Raw genomic sequence first — 24,676 nt, forward strand, 5'->3', positions numbered from 1 at the left:
ACATATTTAACTTAATAAAAAGCGGAGCATTCTCTGCTTTTTTGCCATTATCTCAAATTTATACAGAAAGGATTTTTATATGTTTAAAAAAAAGCTACTTTATTTTGATTATTTATTAGTTATATTGGTATTTTGTATGGTTATTATAGGTATAACTGCTATAGGTAGTGCTAATAGAATAAATACTTTAGATATTGGCTTTAATAAAGAGTTTTTATCTTCTGAATTTGTTAATCAAATTATATGGTTTATAATTGGTATTTTTGCTATGCTTTTAGCCGCTTTTATAGATTATCGATTTATAGCTAAATTTTATATACCTATATATATTGTTAATTTAATACTACTATTTTTAGTATTATCTCCTTTAGGAAAAACTATAAATGGTGTTAAAAGATGGATTTTTGGTATACAACCTTCTGAATTTTGTAAAATTTTTATGATTATTTTTATAGCTAAATTTATAGAAAACAATAAAGAAACTATAAATGAACTAAAAACTCTTTTTATACTTTGTTTATTAACAATTTTTCCTGTTATTTTAATAAAAGCTCAACCTTCATTATCTGCATCTTTAGTTATTTTATCTATTTTAGTTTTTCAAATATTTGCTGGTAATTTAGATTTTAAATATATAAAAATTATATTAATAATATTTATACCTATTATACTTATTTTAGCTATAGATATTATTAGTGGTAAATACTTTATATTAGGTACAATATTAAAAGATTATCAGTTAGAAAGAATATCTTCTATTGTATCATTTGATTTAAATACAACCGATAGTTCTTTATATCAAACTAAAAATTCTGCTTGGGCTATTGGCTCTGGTCAACTTATGGGAAAAGGACTTTTTAATGGTAGTATGAATCAATTAAATTATATCCCCTACTCTCATAATGACTTTATTTTTGCTGTTATTGGAGAAGAGTTTGGATTTGTTGGTTGTTGTATAGTTATTTTACTATCACTGCTAATAATAGGTAAATGCCTTATTATAGCTAATAAGTCTATTGATATGCTTGGAACACTTATTGTAGTTGGGGTTGTTGGTATGTTAGCCTTCCAAATATTTGTAAATATTGGTGTCGCTACTAGCTTATTACCTAATACAGGTATGCCATTTCCATTTTTAAGTGCTGGTGGTAGCTCTATGCTTATTAATATGTCTTGTATCGGTTTAGTGCTAAATGTTGGTATGACTAAACCAAAAAATTTATTTGAAAAATAAACAAATTATTATTTATTTATTATATTTTTTTATGTTATAATTATAGTAAGCAAAAATTTTTAAGGGGTGAAATATTATGAATATTGCATTAGTTGCACACGATAACAAAAAAATTCTTATGGAAAATCTATGTATTGCTTATAGACATATTTTAAATAAACATACTTTATTTGCTACTGGTTCTACTGGTACTTTAATAGAAGAAACAGCTAATTTAAATATAAATAAATATTTAGCAGGACATTTAGGCGGTGAACAACAATTAGGCTCTCAAATTATAAATAATGATATTGATTTACTCATCTTTTTAAGAGACCCTTCTTATGCTAAAGACTATGAAAATGATATTAATAGTATAATGAGGCTTTGTGATAAACACAACATACCTTTAGCTAGTAATTTAGCTACTGCAGAAGCTCTTCTTTTAGCTCTTGATAGAGGTGATTTAGATTGGAGAGAACTTATGAAACAATAATATATCTTATTTCTATATATTATATACTAATAAATTTAACTTTATTTAGCCTTATGTTTATTGATAAACGAAAAGCTATTAAACATAAATGGCGTATAAAAGAATCAACATTATTATTATTTTTTATATTAGGTGGAGTTTTTGGTGGTTTATTTTCAATGAAATTATTTCATCATAAAACTAAAAAGAAAAAATTTTATTTTATAAGTATAGTATCTATTATATTGCATTTATTCATAATTTTTAAAATAATATTTTATTACTATACTTATATGTTTTAATAAATTTAATATTGTTTTAATTTTATATAATAATTAATAAAAACTAATTTTAGGAGGATTTTATTATGAGCAAAAAAATAATTGTAACAATCTGCCGAGAATTTTGTAGTGGTGGTAAAGAAGTTGGTACTAAATTAGCTAAAAAACTTAATTGTGAATGTTATGACAAAAAGCTAATATCTTTATCTGCCAAAAAAAGTGGATTTGCCGAAACAATTTTTGAAGATATGGATGAAAAACCTACTAATAGCTTTTTATATTCTATAGCTATGGGTACACCTGCTACAACTGGTTTATTTTTTCAAAACAATGACTTTTTAACTAATGATAAACTTTTTGGTATACAATCTGAAGTTATAAGAAATATTGCAAAAACTAACTCTGCTGTTATAGTTGGTAGATGCTCTGATTATATCCTTAGAAATGAAGAAAATCTTGTAAAAGTCTTTCTTAGAGCCGACATAGATTTTAGAATTAAACGCTTATTAGAGTCTAGAAATTACTTAGACCCTAAACACGCTGAAAATTTAATATATAAAACAGATAAAAAAAGGGCTCATTATTATAGCTATTATACTGGTAAAGAATGGGATAGTACTTCAAATTATGACTTAGTTATAAATACTAGTAAAATTGGTATAGATAATTCTGTAGAAACAATATTAAATTATATTAATAATATGTAATAAATTAAAAAGTTTATTTTTAAGAATATTCTTAAAAATAAACTTTTTAATTTTAATATTTATTTTATATTACTAGCAAATTCTTTACCAAAGTTATATGCTTGCTCTTTTTGTTCTGAAGATGGATTAAATAAAATTTTTAATGGTTCAACTGGCATTTTAAACTTAAGTTGTTTAAGTCTATCTTCAACGTTATTTATACCATTACCATTCCAACCATAAGACCCAAAAACACTTGCCTTTAAGCCTTTATGCACATTAGAATTAAGAGAAACTAATATATCCCAAACTGGTGGTAATGTATCATCAGCAATAGTAGGTGTACCTATTAAAAGCCCTTTAGCAACAGCAATATTAGATAAAACATCATTTTTATCTGTTGTTTCTAAATCATAAAGCTTAGCTTTAATACCGCTATCTTCAACACCTTTAGCAACTTCTTCTGCTAATGCTTTTGTATATCCATAAGCCGATACATAACCTACTACAATTTCATCTACCTTTTCATTTTTAGACCATTCTTTATAATAATCTATGTATTTTTCTATATCTGTTCTAAGAACTGGTCCATGTCCTGGACAAATTGTTTCTATATCTAAATCTTTAATTTTTTCTAATGCTTTTTGCACATATTCTTTAAATGGACCCATTATACAATCAAAATAATATTTATAAGCATCTAAAAAGTCTCCATCTATTAAATCATTAAATACTTTTTCATCACAATAATGACATCCAAAAGAATCACAAGTAAATAAAGTTTTATCTTCTTCAATATAAGTATACATAGAATCTGGCCAATGTAAAAAAGGTACACTTAAAAATGTTAAAGTTTTATTACCAAGGCTTATTTTATCACCATCTTTTACAATTTTACTATTAAAATCTTTATTAGTTATTTCTTTTAAAAATCTAATAGCAAAAGCCGAACCTATTATTGTCATATCTGGATTTACATCTAAAAGACGTTCTATAGCTCCTGTATGGTCTGGTTCTGTATGATTTACAACTAGATAATCTATTTTTTCTGGTAATGTTATATCTTTTAATCTTTCTAAATGTTCATCAAAAAACTTACCTTTAGCAGCCTCTATAAGAGCTGTTTTTTCACTCCCTTTAACTACATAAGAATTATAAGTTGTACCATATTCTGTGTACATAACAACATCAAACGTTCTAATGTCAAAATCTAACGCTCCAACCCAAAAAATATCCTCTTTAACCTTTAAGTGTCCCTTCATTTATTTACACTCCCTTTAAATATAATTATTATTTTATAATTTTATTATTTAACTATATAATACAATAGCCAACTAAAAAAGTCAAGTTTAGTTATTGATTTTTTCACAAATTTTTTTAAGATAGCTTATTTCGTCTTTTGTTAAATATCTATATTCTCCTATTTTTAAATTTCCTATAGATATTTTTTCTATTGCTATTCTTTTTAGACTAACTACTTTATGACCAATAGCTTCACACATTTTTCTAACTTGTCTATTTTTACCTTCTGTTATAATTATTTTTAATATGGAATATTTATCATTTTTTTCTAATATTTTAATGTCAGCTGGTGCTGTTTTATATCCATCTATAATAACACCTGTTTTAAATTTTTCTAATTTTTCTTTACTAGGAACTCCATATACTTTAGCAATATATATTTTTTTTACATTATGCTTAGGGTGAGTTAGCTTATATGTTAAATCTCCATCATTTGTTAATATTAAAAGACCTGATGTATCGTAATCTAGCCTACCAACTGGTACAACACGCTCTTTTATATTTATATAATCAAAAACTATTTTTCTATCAAATTGTTCTTTAACAGTAGTAACACAACCTTCTGGTTTATTTAGCATAATATAAACCTTTTTTTGTTCTAATTTTATAAGCTTGTCTTTAAAATAAACCTTATCTTTATTTTCATCTATTTTTGTTCCAAGCTCACTAATTATTTTACCATTTACCTTTACATCACCTAATAGTATATGTTCTTCTGCCTTTCTTCTAGAGCATATACCACAGTCTGCTAAAAATTTTTGCAATCTAACCAAATTTTTATCCCCTTTATTAGTTTATATAAATTCAGAAAAAACAACATTTGAAAGGTCAATACCTTTTTTAGATAACCTTAAACAATCTTCTTCTTCTATCAATAGTCCATTTTTTATAAATTTTTCTATTTCATTTTTATAAACACTCTCTATACTAATATTAAATTGTTTATAAAACTCAGATTTTTTTATACCTTGTGTCATTCTAAGCCCTAAAAAGATAAATTCACTATACATATCTTTATCTTTTAAAATTTCTATTTCTTTGTTGTTTTTAAAATTTATATAATCATTAAAATTATTTGTATTAATTATTCTTTTTTCATCTATTAGAGAACTTGCTCCTAGCCCAAATCCTATATATTCTTTTCTAGTCCAATAAATTATATTATGTTTACACTCTTTGTTAGGTTTACAAAAATTAGATATTTCATATAAATTATATCCATTTTTTTGTAAAATATTTATAGCATTATAATATAATTTTCTATCTAATTCTTCACTAAATATCTCAAATTGCCCTTTTTCATACATACTATAAAATTTAGTGCCTTCTTCTAAAATAAGGCTATATGTAGATATATGTTCTGGTGATAGCTTTGCAATATTATTTAATGTTTCTGTAAAGTCTTCTTCTGTTTGTGTTGGTAAAGAAAACATTAAATCTACATTAATATTGTTAAGCCCTACTTTTCTTATATTTTCATAATTTTGTAAAAATTGTTCTATTGTATGTATTCTACCTATTTTTTTTAACAATTTATTTTGGTATGCTTGTAAACCTACACTTATTCTATTTACATTACTATCTTTAAAATGTTTAATTTTTTCATAAGATAATGTACCAGGGTTTGCTTCTATTGTAAATTCTATATTTTTATCGACCTTAAACAATGTATATATTTTATTAGCTATATCGCCTATATATCCTATAGGCAATATAGAAGGTGTGCCACCACCTATAAATATAGTTTTTATAATATACTTGTCTTTATTTAATATAGCAAATTCTTCTATTTCTTTTAAAAGAGCTATTTTATATTGATAAAAATAATCTTCTTTACCTTTAAAAGATAAAAAATCACAATAAAAACATTTTTCTTTGCAAAATGGTATGTGTATATATATACTTAAATCTTTCATTGTTATTCTTCTTCTAGCTTTAATACACTCATAAATGCTGCTTGTGGCACTTCTACACTACCAATTTGTCGCATTCTCTTTTTACCTTCTTTTTGTTTTTCAAGAAGTTTTCTTTTACGGCTAATATCTCCACCATAACATTTTGCTAATACATCTTTTCTCATAGCACTAATAGTTTCTCTAGCTATAATTTTATTACCAATAGCTGCTTGAATAGGTATTTCAAACAAATGTCTTGGTATTTCTTTTTTAAGCTTTTCTGCCATTTTTCTTCCTCTTTCTTGTGCTGAAGATTCATGTACAATAAAGCTTAACGCATCTACAACTTCTCTATTAACAAGCATGTCTAATTTAACAAGTTTAGATTCGAAATATCCTATTATTTCATAATCAAAAGATGCATATCCTCTTGAACGAGATTTTAAAACATCAAAAAAGTCATAAATAATTTCATTAAGAGGTATATGATATGTTAAAACAGCTCTTGTTTCTTCTATATACTCCATACCTATATATTCGCCTCTTCTTTGTTGACAAAGTTCCATTATAGAACCTATATATTCGCTAGGAAGCATAATCTCTGCTTTAACTACTGGCTCTTCCATTTTTATTATAGTTGTAACATCTGGAAAATCACTAGGATTAGATATATTTAAACATTCACCATTTGTTAAATATATTTTATATATAACGCTAGGTGCAGTTGTAACAAGGTCTAAGTTATATTCTCTTTCAAGCCTTTCTTGTATAATCTCTAAGTGTAACAAACCTAAAAATCCACATCTAAATCCAAATCCTAAAGCAATAGAAGTTTCTGCCTCAAACTGTAAAGAGGCATCATTTAATTGTAATTTTTCTAATGCATCTCTAAGGTCTTGATATTTTGACCCATCTGCTGGGAAAATTCCACAATAGACCATAGGATTTACTTTTTTATATCCTGGTAAACTTTCTTTAACTGGATTATTAGCATCTGTTATAGTATCACCTATACGAGTATCTCTAACATTTTTTATACTAGCTGTTAAATACCCTACTTCACCGGCTTTAAGCTCTTCTGTTGGTATAAATCTACCTGGGCCAAATACTCCAACTTCTACTACTTCAAATTCTTTTTCTGTAGCCATAAACCTAACTTTTGTACCTTTTTTTACCGTACCATCAAATATGCGCATAAATACTATAACACCTTTATAAGCATCATAAAAACTATCAAATATAAGTGCTTTTAAAGGTGCATTTTCATCACCTTTTGGTGCAGGCACATTAGATATAATTTTTTCAAAAACTTGTTCTATGTTAATATCTGCTTTAGCTGATATTAAAGGAGCATCTTCTGCCTCTATCCCTATAATATCTTCTATTTCTTTTATAACTCTTTCTGGACAAGCACTAGGTAAATCTATTTTATTTATAACAGGCAAAACCTCTAAATTATTATCAATAGCAAGATAAACATTAGCTAATGTTTGTGCTTCTACACCTTGTGCCGCATCTACAACAAGTATAGCTCCATCACAAGCTGCAAGGCTTCTAGACACTTCATAATTAAAGTCTACGTGTCCTGGTGTATCTATAAGATTTAATGTATATTCTTCTCCGTCATTAGCCTTATATATAAGCCTAACTGCTTGAGCTTTTATAGTAATACCTCTTTCTCGCTCTAAATCCATATTATCTAAAACTTGAGCTTGCATCTCTCTCTCTGTTAAAAGCCCCGATTTTTGAATAAGTCTATCGGCAAGAGTAGACTTACCATGGTCTATATGGGCTATTATACTAAAGTTTCTTATTTTTTCTTGTCTATTTAAAGCCATTTTTATCCTCCATTTTTATTTTAATATGAAATTACAATATTATATCATATTTTTAACAAAAAATCTATATTAAAACTTTAATATATAATTTGTAAAATATTTAAATATTTTTTCATCTCTTAGTTAAAAATCTATTATTTTACATAATTAGACAAAATTTTATTGAATTATAACTACACTTATGCTATGATATAAATTGTATCAAAAATATTAAATAATTAATAATTTATGGAGGATATCTAATGTCAAATAAAAGTAATATGACAAATTGTAAAAATTGTAACTGCGAAATTGCTAAAGTTGCTAAAATTTGTCCTAAATGTGGTGCAAAAAATAAACAACCATTTTATAAACGTCCGTTTATTATAATTTTAATAATTTTAGTTTTTATAACTTTTATTGGAATTATAATTATTGAAGATAGCTCAAGTTATTTTAAAGTAACTACTGAAACTAAAACAAAAGCTACTGAAACAACATCTGAAGAAAATATTCCTAATTAACTATTCTATTTATAGTTTATCTAAATTAATAGAAGATTTAGACAATAACCTATTAAAAGCAAAATAAACATATGAAAATCAATATGTTAAGCTTACAGGTAAACTAGATGTAATAGATGCAAATGGAAAATATATTTCTATTTTTCAAACAAATGATGGTTTTTCACTACATGATATTTCTTGTTATATAAAAACTGATGAACAAAAATCTACATCTAGCCTATCAAAAGATGATATAATTATAGTTAAATGAAAAATAACAAGTGTAGGCGAAATACTAGGTTATTCTTTAGACATAGATTCAATATCTAAAAAATAAAACTTTTAAATATAGATTAACATTTTTATATATCTATATTAAATTTAATTATACTTTAAAATCTGTTGATAATACCCTTTGTCTAAATAGTTACTTTTGCTCCATCTTCGCTAGCTAAAACATTTATTTTATTTTGTACTCTATTTTTTATTTCTTCTACATGAGTTATAATACCTACACTTATATTACTATTTTGTAACTGTTCTAATGTATTTATAACTGTATCTAAAGTATTATTATCTAAAGTTCCAAACCCTTCATCTAAAAAGAAAATTTCTAAAGGAGATTTATTTTTTAATTGTATTTTGCTAGATAAAGCTAAAGCAAGGCTTAAAGAGGCCATAAATACTTCCCCTCCTGATAGACTTCTAGGGCTTCTAACTATACCTCCGTTATAATTATCTTTTATAACAAAGCTATTGTCCAATAATTCTAAAGAATATTTACTTTGGCTCATATTAAAAAGCCTTTTGCTAGCATCTAATACAATATGTTTTAAATGTCTATTAGCTACAAATTCTACAAATGCTCCTGCTTTGTTTAAATCTGAAAGCTCTTTTAATATATCTAGCTTTTTTTCTTCTTCCTTAATTAATTTAGATATTTTTTCTGTCTTTTTTAAAATCTCTTCTTTTTGAGATATGTTTATTTTTAATGTTGTTATACTTTCTATAAATATATTATTTTGTTTATACAATTCTTCTTTTTTATTTGTTATATTATCTATTTTTTCATTTAAAAAATCTACTTCTATATCCAGTTTTATATCTAAATTTTTAAAATCTTTTTCAAGTCTTTTTATATTAAATGTATAATTATCAACCTTTTCTTGATAACTCTTTACTTTTTGTGCATAGAAATCCTTTTTTTCTATTTCTTTATAGTTTTCTAAAATTTCTAATTTATTTTTAAAAATACTTTTTTGTATAAACTCATCTATATACATTTCTTTTTTTTGTATATTATCTTCATTTATTTTTATTTTTATTAAATTTTCATTTATACATTTTTCTAATTCGTTTTTTTCGTTTAATATTTTTTCAAACAATATTTTATATTTTTCTTCCGCTTCTAATATCTTATTTATATCTTTTTCTATAATTAAAATATATTCTTGAGGGTTTTTATCATAAGATAATTGGTTTATTTTTATCATAAGATTATTAATATTATCTTGTTTTTGTTCTTTTTTAGTAAGTAATAATACTTCTTCTTTTTCTAATTTATTAAGACTTTCTATAATATTACTATTCTTACTATCAATATCTTCTAATTCTTTATTTATACTTAAATATTTATCATTATTTTCATTAATTTGTTTTTCAATTATTAACATATTTTCATATTCTTTGTAAAAATCATCTGTTTTCAAAATATTATAATAATGCTCTAATTTATTTGCTATATCCTCTATCAATTTATTATTTTTAGCCACTTCTTCATTTTTTTCATCTATAAAGTTTAAAATATTTTCATTAGATATTATAAACATATTTAATTGTTTTTCATTTTCTTTAAATTCCTCTTCATATTTATATATATTGGGTAAAATTTCATTATTATTAAACACATATTCATCATTAAAATCTTGATAATCTTTTATAAAATATTTTTTACCAATAACTTTTAAATCTTCTATTATTTTATGTATAATATTATTTTCTAAATTTAAATTATTTATATATTTAGTATTTTCTTTAATTTGATTTTCCTTATTTATTTTTTTATTAATTAAAGTATCTATTATGTTATCTAATATAACTTTAATTGGGTTTGGGTGATTTATAGAGCCACAAAGAGGACACGGTTTATTTTCTAATAAATTTTTAGCTAAATTTTGTAAAACTTCTTTATTTTCTTGTATTTTTATTTGTATATTAAGATTTTCTATTTCTTGTTCTATAATACTATTTTCATTTATTTTTTGTTCCACTATATTATTATTATAAATAATATCATTTTCTAATTTATGTACATTATTTATAACAATTTTTTTTATTATATTTTCTATATATAATATATTTTGTTTTATTTTTTTTATATTTACTTCATTTTCATCTATTTTCTTTTTATTTAAATTTATATTTATTTTTATATCTTCTATTTTTGTATTTATATTATTTTGCTCATTTTTTAAATCTATAGCATTTTTAAAAGCTTCTTTTAAATTATTATCAATTTTATTTTTTTGATTAAATAAAATTATATCATCTATCTCTTTTTTTAATAAATCTTTTTTATTTTCTATTTCAACAATTTTATTTTTATAATCTTTTTTATTTTTAACACTATTTTTAAGCAAATCTTCTATATGATATAATTCTTGTTCTAGTACATTTTTCTCATTAATAAAGCTAATACATAACTCTAAATCTTGTTTTATCTTATCTAATTTAGGCTTTTCTTCATCTTTTTTATTTTTACAATAATTATATTCTTTTTCTATACTATCATAATCATTTTTTATATTTGAAAATTTATTGTTTAGTTTATTTAAATTTTCTAAAATAAATTTATTTTGATTTTTCATAGTATCTAATTCTAATATATAAGGAGATATTTTTTCTGCCTCTAATATAAAATTTAGCTTATTTTCAAAATCTAAAACAGTTTGTTTATATGGTATAAGCTCTTGTAATTTATTATTATAATCTAAATACTCATTTTTTATATTTAATACATTAATAAAATACTTTTCTTCTTCTTCTATTTTTTTTATATTTTTATTAATATCAGTTAAAATATTTTCTTTTTCTTTAAGTGCTTCTTTTTCTTTTTCAATATCTTCAATATAAACACTGCCATAAATCTCTATTTCTTTTTTTAAATTTTCAACTATGTTTTCTTGAATAGATTTTTTTTCATTTATTTTATCTTTTAGTCTATCTCCATATTTTTCTAACCCAAAAATTCTTTGCAACATTTTTCTTTTGTCTGTATTTTCAAGCATTAAAAAATCACTAAATTTACCCTGTGGCAAAACTACTGCTTTTGTAAAATCTTCATAGCTAAGGCCTATAATATCGACTATTTTATTTTCTGTATCTTGTTTTTTATCCGATATAATTTCTTTTTCTTCTCCTTTAAAAATGGATAATCTTATTACTTCAGATTTTATTTTGCCTTTATTATCTCTCTTAAATTGTCTAATTATTTCATAAAAAATTTCCTCTTTCCCCTCTTTTATAGAAAAAATAAACTCTACTTTAGCATTATTTCTATTAAGATTTAAAAAGTCGCCATTTCCTGCCTTACCATCATATCGTACTATTTTACCATATAAAGCTAACGTAATAGCATCTATTATAGTAGACTTACCACTTCCTGTATCTCCGAATATACCAAATATTCCTTTCTCTAAAATTTTAGAGAAATCTATTTCTTGAGTTTTATCAAAACTATTTATACCTGTTATTTTAAGCATCTGTGGTTTCATTTTCTTTCACCTCCTCTTTTTCTATCTCATCTAAAATATTTAAAAAAGTATCTAAAACTTCATCTGGAGCTTCTTTCCCTCTCTTATAAGTATAAAAATCTTTAAATTCCTCTAAAATACTTTTCTCTTCTTCACATTCATAAATAACTTTTTCTTCTTCGCTTGTTTTTAATATAATACTTACAATATCTTTTTTAATTTCTCTTAAAGTTCTTATTTGTTCGCCTGTTATAAAGTTCTCTGTTAATATTTCAATAAATGTATAACTATCTTTGTTAGATACTTGTTCGCAATGTTGTAAAGCCTCTTCATAACTATTACATTTAAAAACATCTATTGGTTTATAATCTGTAAGAGGTACTTTTTTCAATATAGGTTGCTTATTAGCTTGTATATCTAAAACTAATACTACTTTTTCATAACCTACTTCACTTTGACTATATCTAATAGGTGAGCCAGAATAATAAGCCAAACAATCAGATTTTTTTACTTGTTGGCACCTATGTAAATGTCCTAATGCAACATATTGTGTTTTTTTAGGAAAAACTTTAGGGTCTATAGCATAAGTTCCACCTATAGATTGTATTTTTCTTTCACTATCTGTTTCTATACCACCTTTTACAAATAAATGTGATACAATAATATTTATGGTATCTTCTCCATAGTTTTTAGCCAAATTTTCTAAAATTTCTTTTATTTTATCAGAAAATTCTTTTTGCATATTTACTTCTTCATCACTTTTAAATATTACTTCATTAATATTTTTTTCCGTAATATACGGTATTGTTAAAAATACTGCCTTTTCTCCGTTTATTTCTATTTCAAAAAAACCTTCGCCAGACTTTGTTATTTTAAAATTCCCATAATCACCAACATTAGCAACTGTGTTTAACATACCTTGTATAATAATACCAAATTCATATGCTAAGGGGCTAGGTGAAACTAGCTTGCTTGCGCTATCGTGGTTTCCAGATACTATAACAATAGGCCTTTTCCCATTTAATGATAAACTTTTCATTGCTTTAAAAAATATTTTTTCTGCTAATATAGGTGGATTAGTTGTGTCATAAATATCTCCTGCTATTATTATTAAATCTATCTGCTCTTTATCACATATTTTTTCAAGCTCTTGTATAAATTTTTCTTGTTCTTCTATTCTGGAATATTTATCTAAATATTTTCCTAAATGCCAGTCTGAAGTATGCAAAATTTTCAAAAAATCACCTCTTTTTCATTAAAATTTAATCTTATAATAAAATTAATAAATTTACAAAGGCTGTAGATAAAAATCTACAGCCCAATTTTATGCTTCTATATCCATTGCATTACTTTGCTTGTTAAGTTGTTTATACATCATATCTGCTAAACCAATACCACCTTGGTTAGCCATTTTTTTTGTTAGCTCTTGGTCTAACATTTCTTGAAACATTTTTTCTGCATTACTTTTTTGAAAAATACCCTCATTAGATATAACAGTTTTTCTCATAGATTTAAACATCATATTTAAAAAATAGCTTTCAAATTGTACACAAGCCTTTTTAAGTTCTTCATCTTCCCCGCTTTGTATTGCATTGTTAAGAGTATTTTTAAAATTATCTGTTTCAACCTCTGTTTTTATAGTAGTACTTAAATTTAATACATTTTGTCCATTTACTGCAGATACATTGTTTAAGCTCATTTTATCCACCTCTAATTACTATTTTTTAAGGTTATTAGCTTGTTGTAACATTTCATCAGAAGTTGTTATGGCTTTAGAATTAAGCTCATATGCTCTTTGAGCAACAATTAAACTAATCATTTCTTCTGCTATATTAACGTTTGACATTTCTAAAAAACCTTGAGCTAACTTACTTTTAACAACTTCTCCATCACTTTCTAACACAGCCTCACCAGAAGCCGGAGTTGTTCTGTATAAGTTACCACCTATAGCTTCTAACCCTTGTGGATTAGCAAACTGTACTAAACCTATAGTAACACCTAAATCTTCTTGTTTACCATTTTGCATATAGCTTATAGCTCCATTAGGTCCTATAATAATATCTTGTACTGATACATTTTGTGGTAAAGTTACAGGTTCACCATCTGTATTTAAAACATAATAACCCTCAGATGTAACTAAATTGTTTTGTCCATCACCTAAGCTTACTTTAAAGCTACCGTCTCTTGTGTATGATACTTCTTCTTCACCAGTTTTTATCATAAAGAAACCTTGACCTTCTATTGCTAAGTCTGTTTTTACCTCTGTTCTTTCAATACTACCTTGAGAAAACATTCTACTTGTAGCTATAGGTTTTACCCCTAACCCAACTTGTAAGTTTAAAGGTTTACCAGTATCTGCTTCATCAAGAGATGCTCTCTCCATAGTTTGATATAATAAACTTTTAAACTCTGCTCTTTCTTTTTTATAAGATGTAGTATCTACATTAGATATATTATTAGATATAGTATCTACATTTAATTGCTGTGCATTCATACCAGATGCCGCAGTCCATAAAGAACGCATCATAATTTTCTACCCCCTAACTACTTTCTAGCTATATCATTAACAGCTTTTCCTAAAACAGTATCATGTGTTTGTATCATTTTTTGGTTAAGCTCATAAACTCTAGATACGTTTATCATATTAACCATTTCATTAACTATATTTACATTAGAACTTTCTATATGACTTTGCATAATAGTACCTTGAAAAGGTTTTTCAACGCTTTCATCTATTTTGTCATATAAATTGTCTCCATATTTTCTAAGGCTTTCTTTGTTTTCAAAATCAACAAGCTTTAGTCTATCTACAAACTCTCCATTAGCATATATATATCCATTTTCACTAATAGTAACATTACCATTAGGTATAACTATTCTACCATTTTCACCTAAAACATAATTACCTTCTTTTGTCATAAGCTCATTGTTTTGATTAAGAGTAAAAGACCCATCTCTAGTATATTTTTCTGTAACACTACCATCTTTATTAGCTACTTCTACTGTAAAAAACCCATCACCATTTATTGCCAAATCATAGGCTCCACCTGTTTTCTTCATAGCTCCTGTAGAAAAATCAGTGCTTACTTCTGTTACAAAATTACCAAGTGATACTTTACCTATGCTATTGTCTCTTTTTATAAGACTTTTAGCTGGGTCATCAAATATTTTCATAAGTTTTTCTGAAAAAGATTGTACAACAGCAGTATCTTTTTTAAATGATGTATTATCAACATTGGCTATATTATTAGTTATAACGTCCATATTGTTCATTTGAGTCATCATACCTATTGCCGATGTATATAAACCTCTATTCAATTAAATCATCTCCATTTAAATAATTGTAATATTTTTTTGAAAAAGCTATTTCTAGCACTTTCAAATTTATTATTATATTCTATATATTGCCCTGTACCTAAAGCAACACAAGATAGAGCATCTTCTGCCAAAACAGCATTTATACCTGTTGCCTCTTTTATAGCTTTATCTAATCCGTATATTAAAGCTCCTCCACCTGTCATAACTATACCTCGTTCATATATGTCTGAGGCTAGTTCTGGAGGTGTCTTTTCTAAAACTTTGTGTATTGTATCTATAATTGTATCTACTGGCTCTTTTAAAGCTTCATATAATTCTTCAGATGTAACATTTATTGTATTAGGTAGGCCTGTAACAAGGTTTCTTCCTCTTATGTCCATATTTACTGGTGCACTTCTTTTATAAACAGTTCCAACGTTAACTTTAAGCTCTTCTGCACTTTTTTCACCAATAAGAACATTATATTTTTTTCTAATATGTCTTATTATAGCTTCGTCAAAGTTATCCCCTGCTATTTTTAATGAGCTTTTTACAACAGCTCCACCAAGAGATATAACTGCAATATCTGTTGTTCCACCACCAATATCAACTATCATACTACCGCAAGCTCTAGTTATGTCTATACCTGAGCCAATGGCTGCAGCTATAGGCTCTTCTATTACAAATACTTCTCTAGCACCAGCTTCTTTTGTAGCATCTTTTACTGCTTTTTTTTCTACTTCAGTAACTTCAGAAGGCACACATACGGCTATTCTAGGCAACCTAGATGTTTTACCTATAACTTTTTTTATAAAGTATCTTAACATAATTTCTGTAACATTATAATCGGATATAACCCCTTCTCTAAGAGGCCTTATAACATTAACATTAGCAGGAGCTTTGCCTATCATTTGTTTAGCTTTTTCTCCCACAGCGATAACCTCGTTATTACGTCTATCTATTGCAACAACAGAAGGTTCTTTCAAAACAATGCCTTGTCCTTTTATATATATTAGTACACTAGATGTGCCTAAATCAATCCCTATATCAGAACCAAACATTAAACTTTCTCCTTTTGTCTTATATATTAATATATCGTCTTTATTATATCATTTTCTTAACACAATTTAAAGTATTTTTTATATTTTTAATATTTTTTTAACATTTTTGTTATTATTAATACTAGTATTGCAAATAAATAACAAAATAGTATTTATTTGCAATAAACTATTAATAATCAGGCTAAAAATAAAATTTTTTAAACTAATTTTTTTCATTTTTATGATTTGCATAAAAATTCTAATCACAAAATGGTACTTTGCATCGGATTGTATAAAAAACTAAAATTTTAGTAACTTTTAGTCTTTGTACAAAAAAATTAACTTTTTTCATACAGTATCTAAAAAAATAATATTGTTATTTTTTGAAATGGTGTAGACTTTGCCTACAATCTGATTAATAATTCTACTCTTCTATTTTTTTAATATCTATCATAAGCTCTTCTAACTGTTTTTTATCTACAAAATTAGGAGCGTCTGCTAAAGGACAAGAAGCATCTTTTACTTTTGGAAAAGCTATAACATCTCTTAAGCTATCACTACCAGATAAAAGCATAACTATCCTATCTAAACCTAATGCAAGTCCACCGTGAGGAGGTGCTCCATATTTAAATGCATCTATTAAAAATCCAAATCTTTCGTTAGCATCTTCTTTAGTAAATCCTAAACATTTAAACATTTTTTCTTGTAGCTTACTTTGATATATTCTAAGGCTACCACCACCAAGCTCATAACCATTTAAAACTAAATCATAAGCTATAGCTCTTGCTTTTTCTGGGTTTGTTTCTAACAAGTCAATATCTTCTTCCATTGGCATAGTAAATGGGTGGTGTTTTGCAACATATCTTTTCTCTTCTTCATCATATTCAAAAAGAGGAAATTCTGTAACCCATAAAAATCTATAATCATCTTTATTAGTAAGTTCAAGTCTTTTAGCCATTTCAAGCCTTAAAGCACCTAATGCATCAAAAACAATATTATCTTTATCTGCACAAATTAAAATTAAATCTCCTTTTTCTGCTCCAAAAGCCTCTGCTATTTCTTTAAGCTTATTATCATCAAAAAACTTACCTATACTTGTTTTAAATGTACCATCTTCATTTAAACCTAACCACGCTAAGCCTTTTGCTCTGTATGTTTTAGCAAGCTCTACAAGGCTATCTATTTGCTTTCTTGGCATAGAACAAGCACCTTTTGCATTTATACCTCTTACACTGCCTCCAGATGTTATAGCATTTTCAAATACACCAAAATCACTTCCTGCTACGAGATTTGTAATATTAGTAAGTTCCATACCAAATCTAATATCTGGTTTATCTGAGCCAAATTTTTCCATAGCTTCTTTATAAGGCATTCTTTCAAAAGGTATTTGTATGTCTATTCCCTTTGTTTCTTTTAATATTGTTTGCATAAGTCTTTCATTTAAACTCATTATTTCTTCTTCATAAATAAATGAAAGCTCCATATCAACTTGAGTAAACTCTGGCTGTCTGTCTGCCCTTAAATCTTCATCTCTAAAACATTTTACAATTTGAAAATATTTATCAAAGCCTGAAGCCATTAAAAGTTGTTTAAATATTTGAGGTGATTGAGGTAAGGCATAAAATTCTCCAGGGTGAACACGGCTTGGAACAAGATAATCTCTAGCACCTTCTGGTGTAGATTTTGTTAAAAATGGTGTTTCTATTTCTAAAAAGCCTTCATTGTCTAAAAATCTTCTAACAGATTGAGCTATGTTGTGCCTTAAAATTAAATTTTTAGCAACACTAGGTCTTCTAAGGTCCAAATATCTATATTTAAGTCTTAAATCTGTGCTTACGTTAACACTATCTTCTATTTGGAAAGGAGGTGTTTCAGATTCAGATAAAATCTCCATTTCATCTATTAAAACTTCCACTTTACCTGTTTCCATATCTGGATTAATATTTTCTTCTGTTCTAGCTACTACCTTACCTTTAATAGCTACTACATATTCTGGCTTTAGCTCTTTATCTTTTTTTATAACTTCTTCAGAATTAGTATCTTGATTTACAACTGCTTGTACAATACCTGTTCTATCTCTTAATAAAATAAAAGAAAAATGACTAAACACACGTTTACGGCTAACCCAACCCATAAGGGTTACCTCTTTACCTATCATATTTTCTTTTATTTCTCCACAATAATTTGTTCTTTTAAAGCCTTTCATTTTTAACCTCCATTAGTTTAAAATTTCTGTTTCTAAATTAGATAAAGCTATTTCTCTTTGTTCACTTTTATCCATATCTTTTAAATTTATTTTATCTGTTTCTATTTCATTATCTCCTATTATTACAACATATTTAGCATTTATTTTATCTGCATATTTAAGCTGAGCTTTTACACTTCTTTTTACTATATCGTATTCTACATATACACCCTTTTGTCTTAAGCTATATGCTATTTGTTGGGCTTTTTTAAACCCTTCTTCTCCCATAGACCCTATATATATTTGTGGTCTATTTTCTTCTTCTATTTGCAATCCTTGTTCTTCCATAAGCATAAGTACACGCTCCATGCCCATACCAAACCCTACGGCTCCTGTAGCTTGTCCACCACATTCTTTTATAAGATTATCATATCTTCCTCCGCCACAAATAGTGCTTTGTGAACCTAATTTATCAGATTTACAAACAAATTCAAATACTGTTTTTGTGTAATAATCAAGCCCTCTAACTATTTTACTATCTATTTCATAAGGTATTCCCATTATATCTAAATATGTTTTTAAATTTTCAAAATGTTTTTTACATTCTTCATCTAAATTATCTATAGTTGTTGGAGCTTCTTTTAAAGCTTCTTTACAGTTATTATTTTTACAATCTAATACTCTAAGAGGGTTTTTTTCATATCTTTGTTTACAATCATCACATAAATAATCAATTTTAGTTTCTACAAAAGATTTAAGCTTTTGATTATAATTTTTTCTACATTCATTACCCCCAAGGCTGTTTAGCTTTAATGTTACATCTTTAATTTTTAATCTTTTTAAAAGTTCATATACAAAAGATATAACCTCTGCATCACAGCTAGCATCAAATGTTCCAAATATTTCTACACCAAATTGATGAAATTGTTTAAATCTTCCTGCTTGGTTTCTTTCATCTCTAAAAGATGGTGCTATATAATATAATTTTGTAGGTTGTACATCTGCGCTTAAGCCATTTTCTAAATATGCTCTAACAGTACCTGACGTGCTTTCTGGCTTTAATGCATATTCTCGTTCTCCTCTATCTTTAAATGTAAACATTTCTTTTTGTACAACATCTGTTGTTTCCCCAACACCTCGTTCAAAAAGTTTTTTATATTCAAAAATAGGAGTTCTTATTTCTTGTATACCAAAGTTTTTACAAGCCTGTCTTATTTCATTTTCTAAAAATTGCCATTTATAAGCATCTTTACCAAAAATATCATTTGTACCCTTTGGCTTTTTTATTTTCATTTATATCTCCCCTTCTATTATTTCTATCTTTCTTTTTATCATCTCATCAATACGGTTTATATACTCGTCTACGCTTTTTACGTTAAAAGCTCTTTTTATAAGGTTTTTATCCTCAAAATAAAACTTGCTTGTAGCTCCAGCGCCAAAAGATATAATCGTTTGCTTTTCTTCCATTATTTGTATGTTATAAAAACACTCAAGACCGTCTTTACAATATCCAACATTTTCAAAGTTACCTATCATATTTTTTTGTCTATACATATAATATGGGTGCATATTCATCTTTTTAGCATATTTTTTTGTTATATTTATCATTTCTTCCATTTCATAAAAAGAACTTGGGTTAAATTTATCTATGTTTTCATTAAGCTTTGAGGCTCTTTTTAAAGCCAAAGTATGTACAGTTAAACTTTCTGGGATTAGCTCTAATATTTTATCCATAGTATATAAAACATCTTTAGAGGTTTCGTTTGTAAGACCTAAAATTACATCTGTATTTATATTATTATGTCCTTCTTCTCTAGCCATATAAAAAGCATCTAAAAAATCTTTTTCTAAATGATTTCTTCCTATTATTTTTAATGTTTTATCATTCATAGTTTGTGGATTTATAGATATTCTTGTAGCTTTAAAATCTTTCATAGCCTTAAGCTTTTGCCTTGTTATAGTATCTGCTCGTCCTGCTTCTATTGTATATTCTATTAAAGGCTTATTAAAATTATCATCTATCATTTTTAAAAATCTATAAAACTGTTCTTCATTTAAAGATGATGGTGTGCCCCCACCTATATATATACTCTCTATTTCATAGCTATTAACATATTCTTTCATAGCTATTATTTCTTTTTCTAAACAATCTAAATATAAATCTATTTTTTTGTTATACTGACTAAGGTTAAACGATGTAAAAGAACAATATACACATCTTGTAGGACAAAATGGTATACCTAAATATATAGATATTTTATTTTTATTATTATTTTTTAATATATTTTTTTCTATTATAGCTATGTCTAATGCTAAATCTATTTTTTCGTCTGTTGCTAAATATTTTTCTTTTAATATATCTTTTATATGTTGTTTAGAATACCCTTCTTCTAACATTTCGTTTATTTTTTTTGTAGGCCTAACTCCTGTTAATATACCCCAGGGCATATCTAAAAATCTTATTTGTTGTATAGCTTGAAAAACTGTAAGTTTTACTAATCTTGCTTTTTCATTAGAAAAGGTATCTTCATCTATATCTTTTAAGCTATTTTCCTTATAAACTATTTGTTTTTTATCTTTATATATTTCACAAGTAGTTTTATCGTTTATAATACTACTTTTTATAGTTATATTATCATCTAAAATACTATCTATTTTTATTATTTTTTCTCCAAAATAGAATAATTGTATAATAGAAAGAACTTCATCTTGATATTTATGTTCTACAATATAATACATATAAGTCCAACTTTCTAATATTCATACATATTACCCATATAAGGGTTAATATTTTTTTCTGTTCCTATTGTAGTTTTATTACCGTGACCACAATAGACAACTGTATCATCTGGTAATTCTTTAAGCCTATTAATAGATTTTATTAAATATGACGAATTACCATAAGGAAAATCTGTTCTTCCCACAGACCCATAAAATAATGTATCTCCAGAAAAAAGTACTTTTTCTTCTTCAAAGTATAAACACATACCTCCTGGTGTATGCCCTGGTGTTTTTATTACTTTAAATGATAATCTATCACCAAATTTAAATATATCATTATCTTTTAAAACTATATCTGCTTTTATCTCTATTTTACAGTTTATCATATGTGAAAGGTTATTTTCTGAGTGCTCAATTAAAGTTTCCTCTCCTTCACATATAACAATAGGAGTATTATATTTTTCTTTTATATCTTCACAAGCTCCTATATGGTCAAAATGACCGTGTGTTAAAACAATATATTTTAAGTTTAATTTTTCTTTTTCTATTACATCAATAAGCTTATCGGCATCTGCACCTGGGTCTATTACTATTGCATTGTTTGTATTTTCTTCTATTGCAAAATAACAATTTTGCATCATAGCTCCGCCCACTATTTCAACTTTTACCTTCATATTAACCTCCTAAAATAATTTATCACTATCTAAAAGAATAGTAATAGGTCCATCATTTATAAGATTTACTTGCATATCGGCTCTAAATACACCAGTCTCAACTTTATCATAATTTTCTTTAAAATATGCTATAAAATCATTAAATATTTTTTCTGCTTCGTCTGGTTTTGCTCCACCAACAAAGCTCGGCCTACGGCCTTTTCTAGCATCTGCATACACTGTAAAATTAGGTACTATCAAAAGCCCTAAGCCTAAATCTTTTATAGATAAATTAAGTTTGCCTTCATTATCTTCAAATATTCTAAGATTTATAATTTTATCACATATATACTTAAAAGTTTCTATATTGTCTGTATTATTAATTCCTACAAGAGCAACTATACCTTGGTCTATCTTTCCAACAGTATTTCCATTTATATCTACTTTTGCCTTTGCCACTCTTTGTAAAACAACTCTCATATTATCCTCCTATGTTGTAACCCTTTGTATATCATAAACACCTTTAATATTTTTTATTTTTTTACATATATATTCAAGCTCAGATTTATCTCTTATAGTAATAGTTGCATCAATAATAAAATCAAATTTTATTGTTCTTGCGTTAATATTTTTAAGAGATAATTTTTCATCTGTAAATACTTTTGTTATATCTACTAAGAGTCCTAGCCTGTCTTCACCTGTTATTCTAATTTCTGCTAAAAACTCTTTTCCTTTGCTTTTATCTAAGCTCCAATTAGCCTCTATTAGCCTTTTTCTATCATCTTCTAAAAGGTTTATTATGTTTATACAGTCTGTTCTGTGTATAGATACACCTCTACCTTTTGTTACAAACCCTACTATCTCATCTCCAGGCACTGGGCTACAACATTTAGATACTCTAATATCTAAGCCAGTTATACCTTGTATAACTATACCAGAATCATTTTTATGCTTTCTAACAAATTCACTGCTCATATTAGAGTTTAATATAATCTCTTCTGTTTGTTTTACTATTTCTTCTGCAGTTCTATTTTTATTTATTTCTTTTTTAAGCTCTTCTATAAATCTATTTATTATTTGGCCTTCTTTTAACCCACCGTGGCCAATAGCTGCACATATTGCGTCCCAGTCTTTAAAGCCATATCTCTCTAATACTTTCTTTATCCTTGCACAAGTAGCTAATTCTGTAAAAACAAAGCCTTTACGTTTCGCCTCTTTTTCAAGCATCTCTTTGCCTTTTAATATATTTTCTTCTTTGTTTATAGTTTTAAACCACTGGTTTATTTTATTTTTGGCCTCACTACTTTTAACCATTTTTAACCAATCCATACTAGGCCCACGAGAATTTTGACTTGTTATTATCTCTATTCTATCTCCATTTTGTAAAATATAGTCAAAAGTTACTATTTTACCATTTACTCTAGCTCCTACCATAGTGTTACCAACTGCACTATGTATAGAATATGCAAAATCTATTGGTATAGACCCATAAGGAAGGCTTTTAACATCTCCAGAAGGTGTAAAACAATAAACATTTTCATTAAAAGAGTCTAAATCTGTTTTTATTGTCTCCATAAACTCTTTATTGTCTGACATATCTTTTTGCCATTCCAATATTTGTCTAAGCCACGTAAGTTTTTCTTCCTGTGCCGATTCTTTCACATTTTTACTACCAGATTTATATTTCCAATGGGCTGCAATACCATATTCGGCTATACGGTGCATTTCCCATGTTCTAATTTGTATTTCAAAAGGTAAACCTTCTGGCCCTATAAGCGTATTATGTAAAGACTGATACATATTAGCTTTTGGCATAGCTATATAGTCTTTAAATCTACTAGGTATAGGTTTATACATTTCGTGTACAATTCCCAAAACTTCATAACAATCTCTTATATTATCTACTATTATTCTTACGGCAAAAAGGTCAAATATTTGGTCTAGTGTTTTGTTTTTGTTAAGCATTTTTTTATAAATGCTAAAAAAATGTTTTGGTCTTCCATATATTTCACATTTTATATTATCTTCTTGACATTTTTTTGATATTTCTCCAACTATTTTTTCTACATATTCTTCTCGTTGGTGTTTTTTACGCTCTATTTTTTCTGCCAAATCATAATAAGCCGTTGGGTCTAAATATCTAAGGCATAAATCTTCAAGCTCCACTTTTATTTTAAATATACCAAGTCTTGTAGCTAAAGGAGCATATATATCTAAAGTTTCTTGAGCTTTTTCTATTTGTTTTTCTCTGCTCATAAATTGTAAGGTTCGCATATTATGTAACCTATCTGCTACCTTTATTAATATTACTCTTATATCTTTTGCCATTGCTAAAAACATTTTTCTATAATTTTCTGCTTGCAATTCTTCTTTAGAAGATGATGAATAAGTAAATTTATCAAGTTTTGTAACACCGCTTACAATAATTGCTATTTCTTCATTAAAAAGTTGTTTTAAATCCTCAAAAGAATATTTTGTATCTTCTATTACATCATGTAAAATACCTGCTGCTATAGACTCTAAATCTAGCTCTAATTCAGCTAATATAATAGCCACATATAAAGGATGTATAATATAAGGTTCGCCAGATTTTCTAAGTTGATTGCCGTGTGCTTCTTTTGCAAGGTTATAAGCTTTTTCTATAATGCTAAAATCTGTTGCTGGATGATATTTTTTTACTTTTTGTATTAATTCATCATAAAGCATTTTGCATTCTTCCATAAATATCCTCCTCTCAAAGCTATTGTATTACTTATTATTATATTAATTTTTTCAAATAATTTCAAGTAAAAATAATATAGGATATTGTAAGTTTATATACAATACCCTATATTATAAAATTTTGTTTTTAAA

At 26.2% G+C, this 24,676-nt stretch carries 21 protein-coding genes; 5 read left to right on the top strand and 16 right to left on the bottom strand.

Going from position 1 to position 24,676, the window contains the following annotated elements:
• Positions 1-79 precede the first annotated feature (79 nt).
• From NBW53_RS07665 to NBW53_RS07680, 4 genes are all read left to right on the top strand, one after another.
• Entirely contained in the window at positions 80-1,234 is a 1,155-nt protein-coding gene (locus NBW53_RS07665) for an FtsW/RodA/SpoVE family cell cycle protein (protein WP_250277687.1), read from the top strand.
• Positions 1,235-1,310: 76 nt separating this feature from the next.
• Complete coding sequence (locus NBW53_RS07670; protein ID WP_250277688.1) at positions 1,311-1,709, top strand: methylglyoxal synthase; 399 nt, start codon at positions 1,311-1,313, stop codon at positions 1,707-1,709.
• Positions 1,685-1,990, top strand: a complete 306-nt coding sequence (locus NBW53_RS07675; RefSeq protein WP_330651607.1) for a DUF1294 domain-containing protein — start codon at positions 1,685-1,687, stop codon at positions 1,988-1,990. Before NBW53_RS07670 ends, NBW53_RS07675 begins: the two co-directional genes overlap by 25 nt.
• Before the next feature lie 65 nt (positions 1,991-2,055).
• Entirely contained in the window at positions 2,056-2,676 is a 621-nt protein-coding gene (locus NBW53_RS07680) for a cytidylate kinase-like family protein (RefSeq protein ID WP_250277689.1), read from the top strand.
• A gap of 59 nt (positions 2,677-2,735) precedes the next feature.
• Here NBW53_RS07680 and NBW53_RS07685 read toward each other — a convergent pair whose 3' ends face one another.
• The 4 genes from NBW53_RS07685 to lepA all read right to left on the bottom strand — a co-directional run bounded on the left by NBW53_RS07685 (position 2,736) and on the right by lepA (position 7,690).
• Positions 2,736-3,917 carry an FprA family A-type flavoprotein gene (locus tag NBW53_RS07685; RefSeq protein ID WP_250277690.1) on the bottom strand — a complete coding sequence of 394 codons (1,182 nt, stop codon included), beginning with the start codon at positions 3,915-3,917 and terminating at the stop codon, positions 2,736-2,738.
• An 87-nt stretch (positions 3,918-4,004) separates the two neighbouring features.
• Positions 4,005-4,730, bottom strand: coding sequence for a pseudouridine synthase (locus NBW53_RS07690; RefSeq protein WP_250277691.1), 726 nt, complete (start codon positions 4,728-4,730; stop codon positions 4,005-4,007).
• Positions 4,731-4,751: 21 nt separating this feature from the next.
• Complete coding sequence (hemW, locus tag NBW53_RS07695; RefSeq protein WP_250277692.1) at positions 4,752-5,873, bottom strand: radical SAM family heme chaperone HemW; 1,122 nt, start codon at positions 5,871-5,873, stop codon at positions 4,752-4,754.
• A 2-nt stretch (positions 5,874-5,875) separates the two neighbouring features.
• Positions 5,876-7,690, bottom strand: coding sequence for a translation elongation factor 4 (lepA, locus tag NBW53_RS07700; RefSeq protein ID WP_250277693.1), 1,815 nt, complete (start codon positions 7,688-7,690; stop codon positions 5,876-5,878).
• A 242-nt stretch (positions 7,691-7,932) separates the two neighbouring features.
• Here lepA and NBW53_RS07705 point away from each other — a divergent pair, with 242 nt between their 5' ends.
• Entirely contained in the window at positions 7,933-8,193 is a 261-nt protein-coding gene (locus NBW53_RS07705; protein WP_250277694.1) for a hypothetical protein, read from the top strand.
• Positions 8,194-8,594: 401 nt separating this feature from the next.
• Here the strand turns inward: NBW53_RS07705 and NBW53_RS07710 are convergent, their stop codons facing one another.
• The 12 genes from NBW53_RS07710 to NBW53_RS07765 form a co-directional block, all read right to left on the bottom strand.
• Positions 8,595-11,948 carry an AAA family ATPase gene (locus NBW53_RS07710; protein ID WP_250277695.1) on the bottom strand — a complete coding sequence of 1,118 codons (3,354 nt, stop codon included), beginning with the start codon at positions 11,946-11,948 and terminating at the stop codon, positions 8,595-8,597.
• Positions 11,929-13,164: a metallophosphoesterase family protein gene (locus tag NBW53_RS07715; RefSeq protein ID WP_250277696.1), complete on the bottom strand. Its 1,236-nt coding sequence runs from the start codon at positions 13,162-13,164 to the stop codon at positions 11,929-11,931. The genes NBW53_RS07710 and NBW53_RS07715 overlap by 20 nt, the downstream gene beginning before the upstream one ends.
• A gap of 87 nt (positions 13,165-13,251) precedes the next feature.
• On the bottom strand, positions 13,252-13,626 hold the full coding sequence (locus tag NBW53_RS07720) for a rod-binding protein (protein WP_250277697.1): 375 nt from the start codon (positions 13,624-13,626) through the stop codon (positions 13,252-13,254).
• Between the two features lie 18 nt (positions 13,627-13,644).
• Entirely contained in the window at positions 13,645-14,454 is an 810-nt protein-coding gene (flgG, locus tag NBW53_RS07725) for a flagellar basal-body rod protein FlgG (RefSeq protein WP_250277698.1), read from the bottom strand.
• Between the two features lie 17 nt (positions 14,455-14,471).
• Positions 14,472-15,245 (bottom strand): flagellar hook-basal body protein, encoded by a 774-nt coding sequence (locus tag NBW53_RS07730; protein ID WP_250277699.1) that lies wholly within the window; start codon positions 15,243-15,245, stop codon positions 14,472-14,474.
• A 5-nt stretch (positions 15,246-15,250) separates the two neighbouring features.
• The gene (gene mreB, locus NBW53_RS07735; RefSeq protein ID WP_250277700.1) at positions 15,251-16,285 is read right to left on the bottom strand and encodes a rod shape-determining protein; all 1,035 of its coding nucleotides are present in this window, start codon (positions 16,283-16,285) and stop codon (positions 15,251-15,253) included.
• A gap of 403 nt (positions 16,286-16,688) precedes the next feature.
• Positions 16,689-18,470, bottom strand: a complete 1,782-nt coding sequence (gene aspS, locus NBW53_RS07740; protein ID WP_250277701.1) for an aspartate--tRNA ligase — start codon at positions 18,468-18,470, stop codon at positions 16,689-16,691.
• A gap of 12 nt (positions 18,471-18,482) precedes the next feature.
• Positions 18,483-19,742, bottom strand: coding sequence for a histidine--tRNA ligase (gene hisS / locus NBW53_RS07745; RefSeq protein WP_250277702.1), 1,260 nt, complete (start codon positions 19,740-19,742; stop codon positions 18,483-18,485).
• Positions 19,743-21,188, bottom strand: coding sequence for a coproporphyrinogen dehydrogenase HemZ (gene hemZ, locus NBW53_RS07750; protein ID WP_250277703.1), 1,446 nt, complete (start codon positions 21,186-21,188; stop codon positions 19,743-19,745).
• 14 nt (positions 21,189-21,202) lie between these two features.
• Complete coding sequence (locus tag NBW53_RS07755) at positions 21,203-21,844, bottom strand: MBL fold metallo-hydrolase (protein ID WP_250277704.1); 642 nt, start codon at positions 21,842-21,844, stop codon at positions 21,203-21,205.
• 9 nt (positions 21,845-21,853) lie between these two features.
• Positions 21,854-22,303, bottom strand: a complete 450-nt coding sequence (gene dtd / locus NBW53_RS07760) for a D-aminoacyl-tRNA deacylase (protein WP_250277705.1) — start codon at positions 22,301-22,303, stop codon at positions 21,854-21,856.
• 9 nt (positions 22,304-22,312) lie between these two features.
• Positions 22,313-24,544 carry a RelA/SpoT family protein gene (locus tag NBW53_RS07765; RefSeq protein WP_250277706.1) on the bottom strand — a complete coding sequence of 744 codons (2,232 nt, stop codon included), beginning with the start codon at positions 24,542-24,544 and terminating at the stop codon, positions 22,313-22,315.
• Between the last annotated feature and the right edge of the window lie 132 nt (positions 24,545-24,676).

Source organism: [Clostridium] colinum (genome assembly GCF_940677205.1).
GTDB lineage: Bacteria > Bacillota > Clostridia > Lachnospirales > CAG-274 > Tyzzerella > Tyzzerella colina.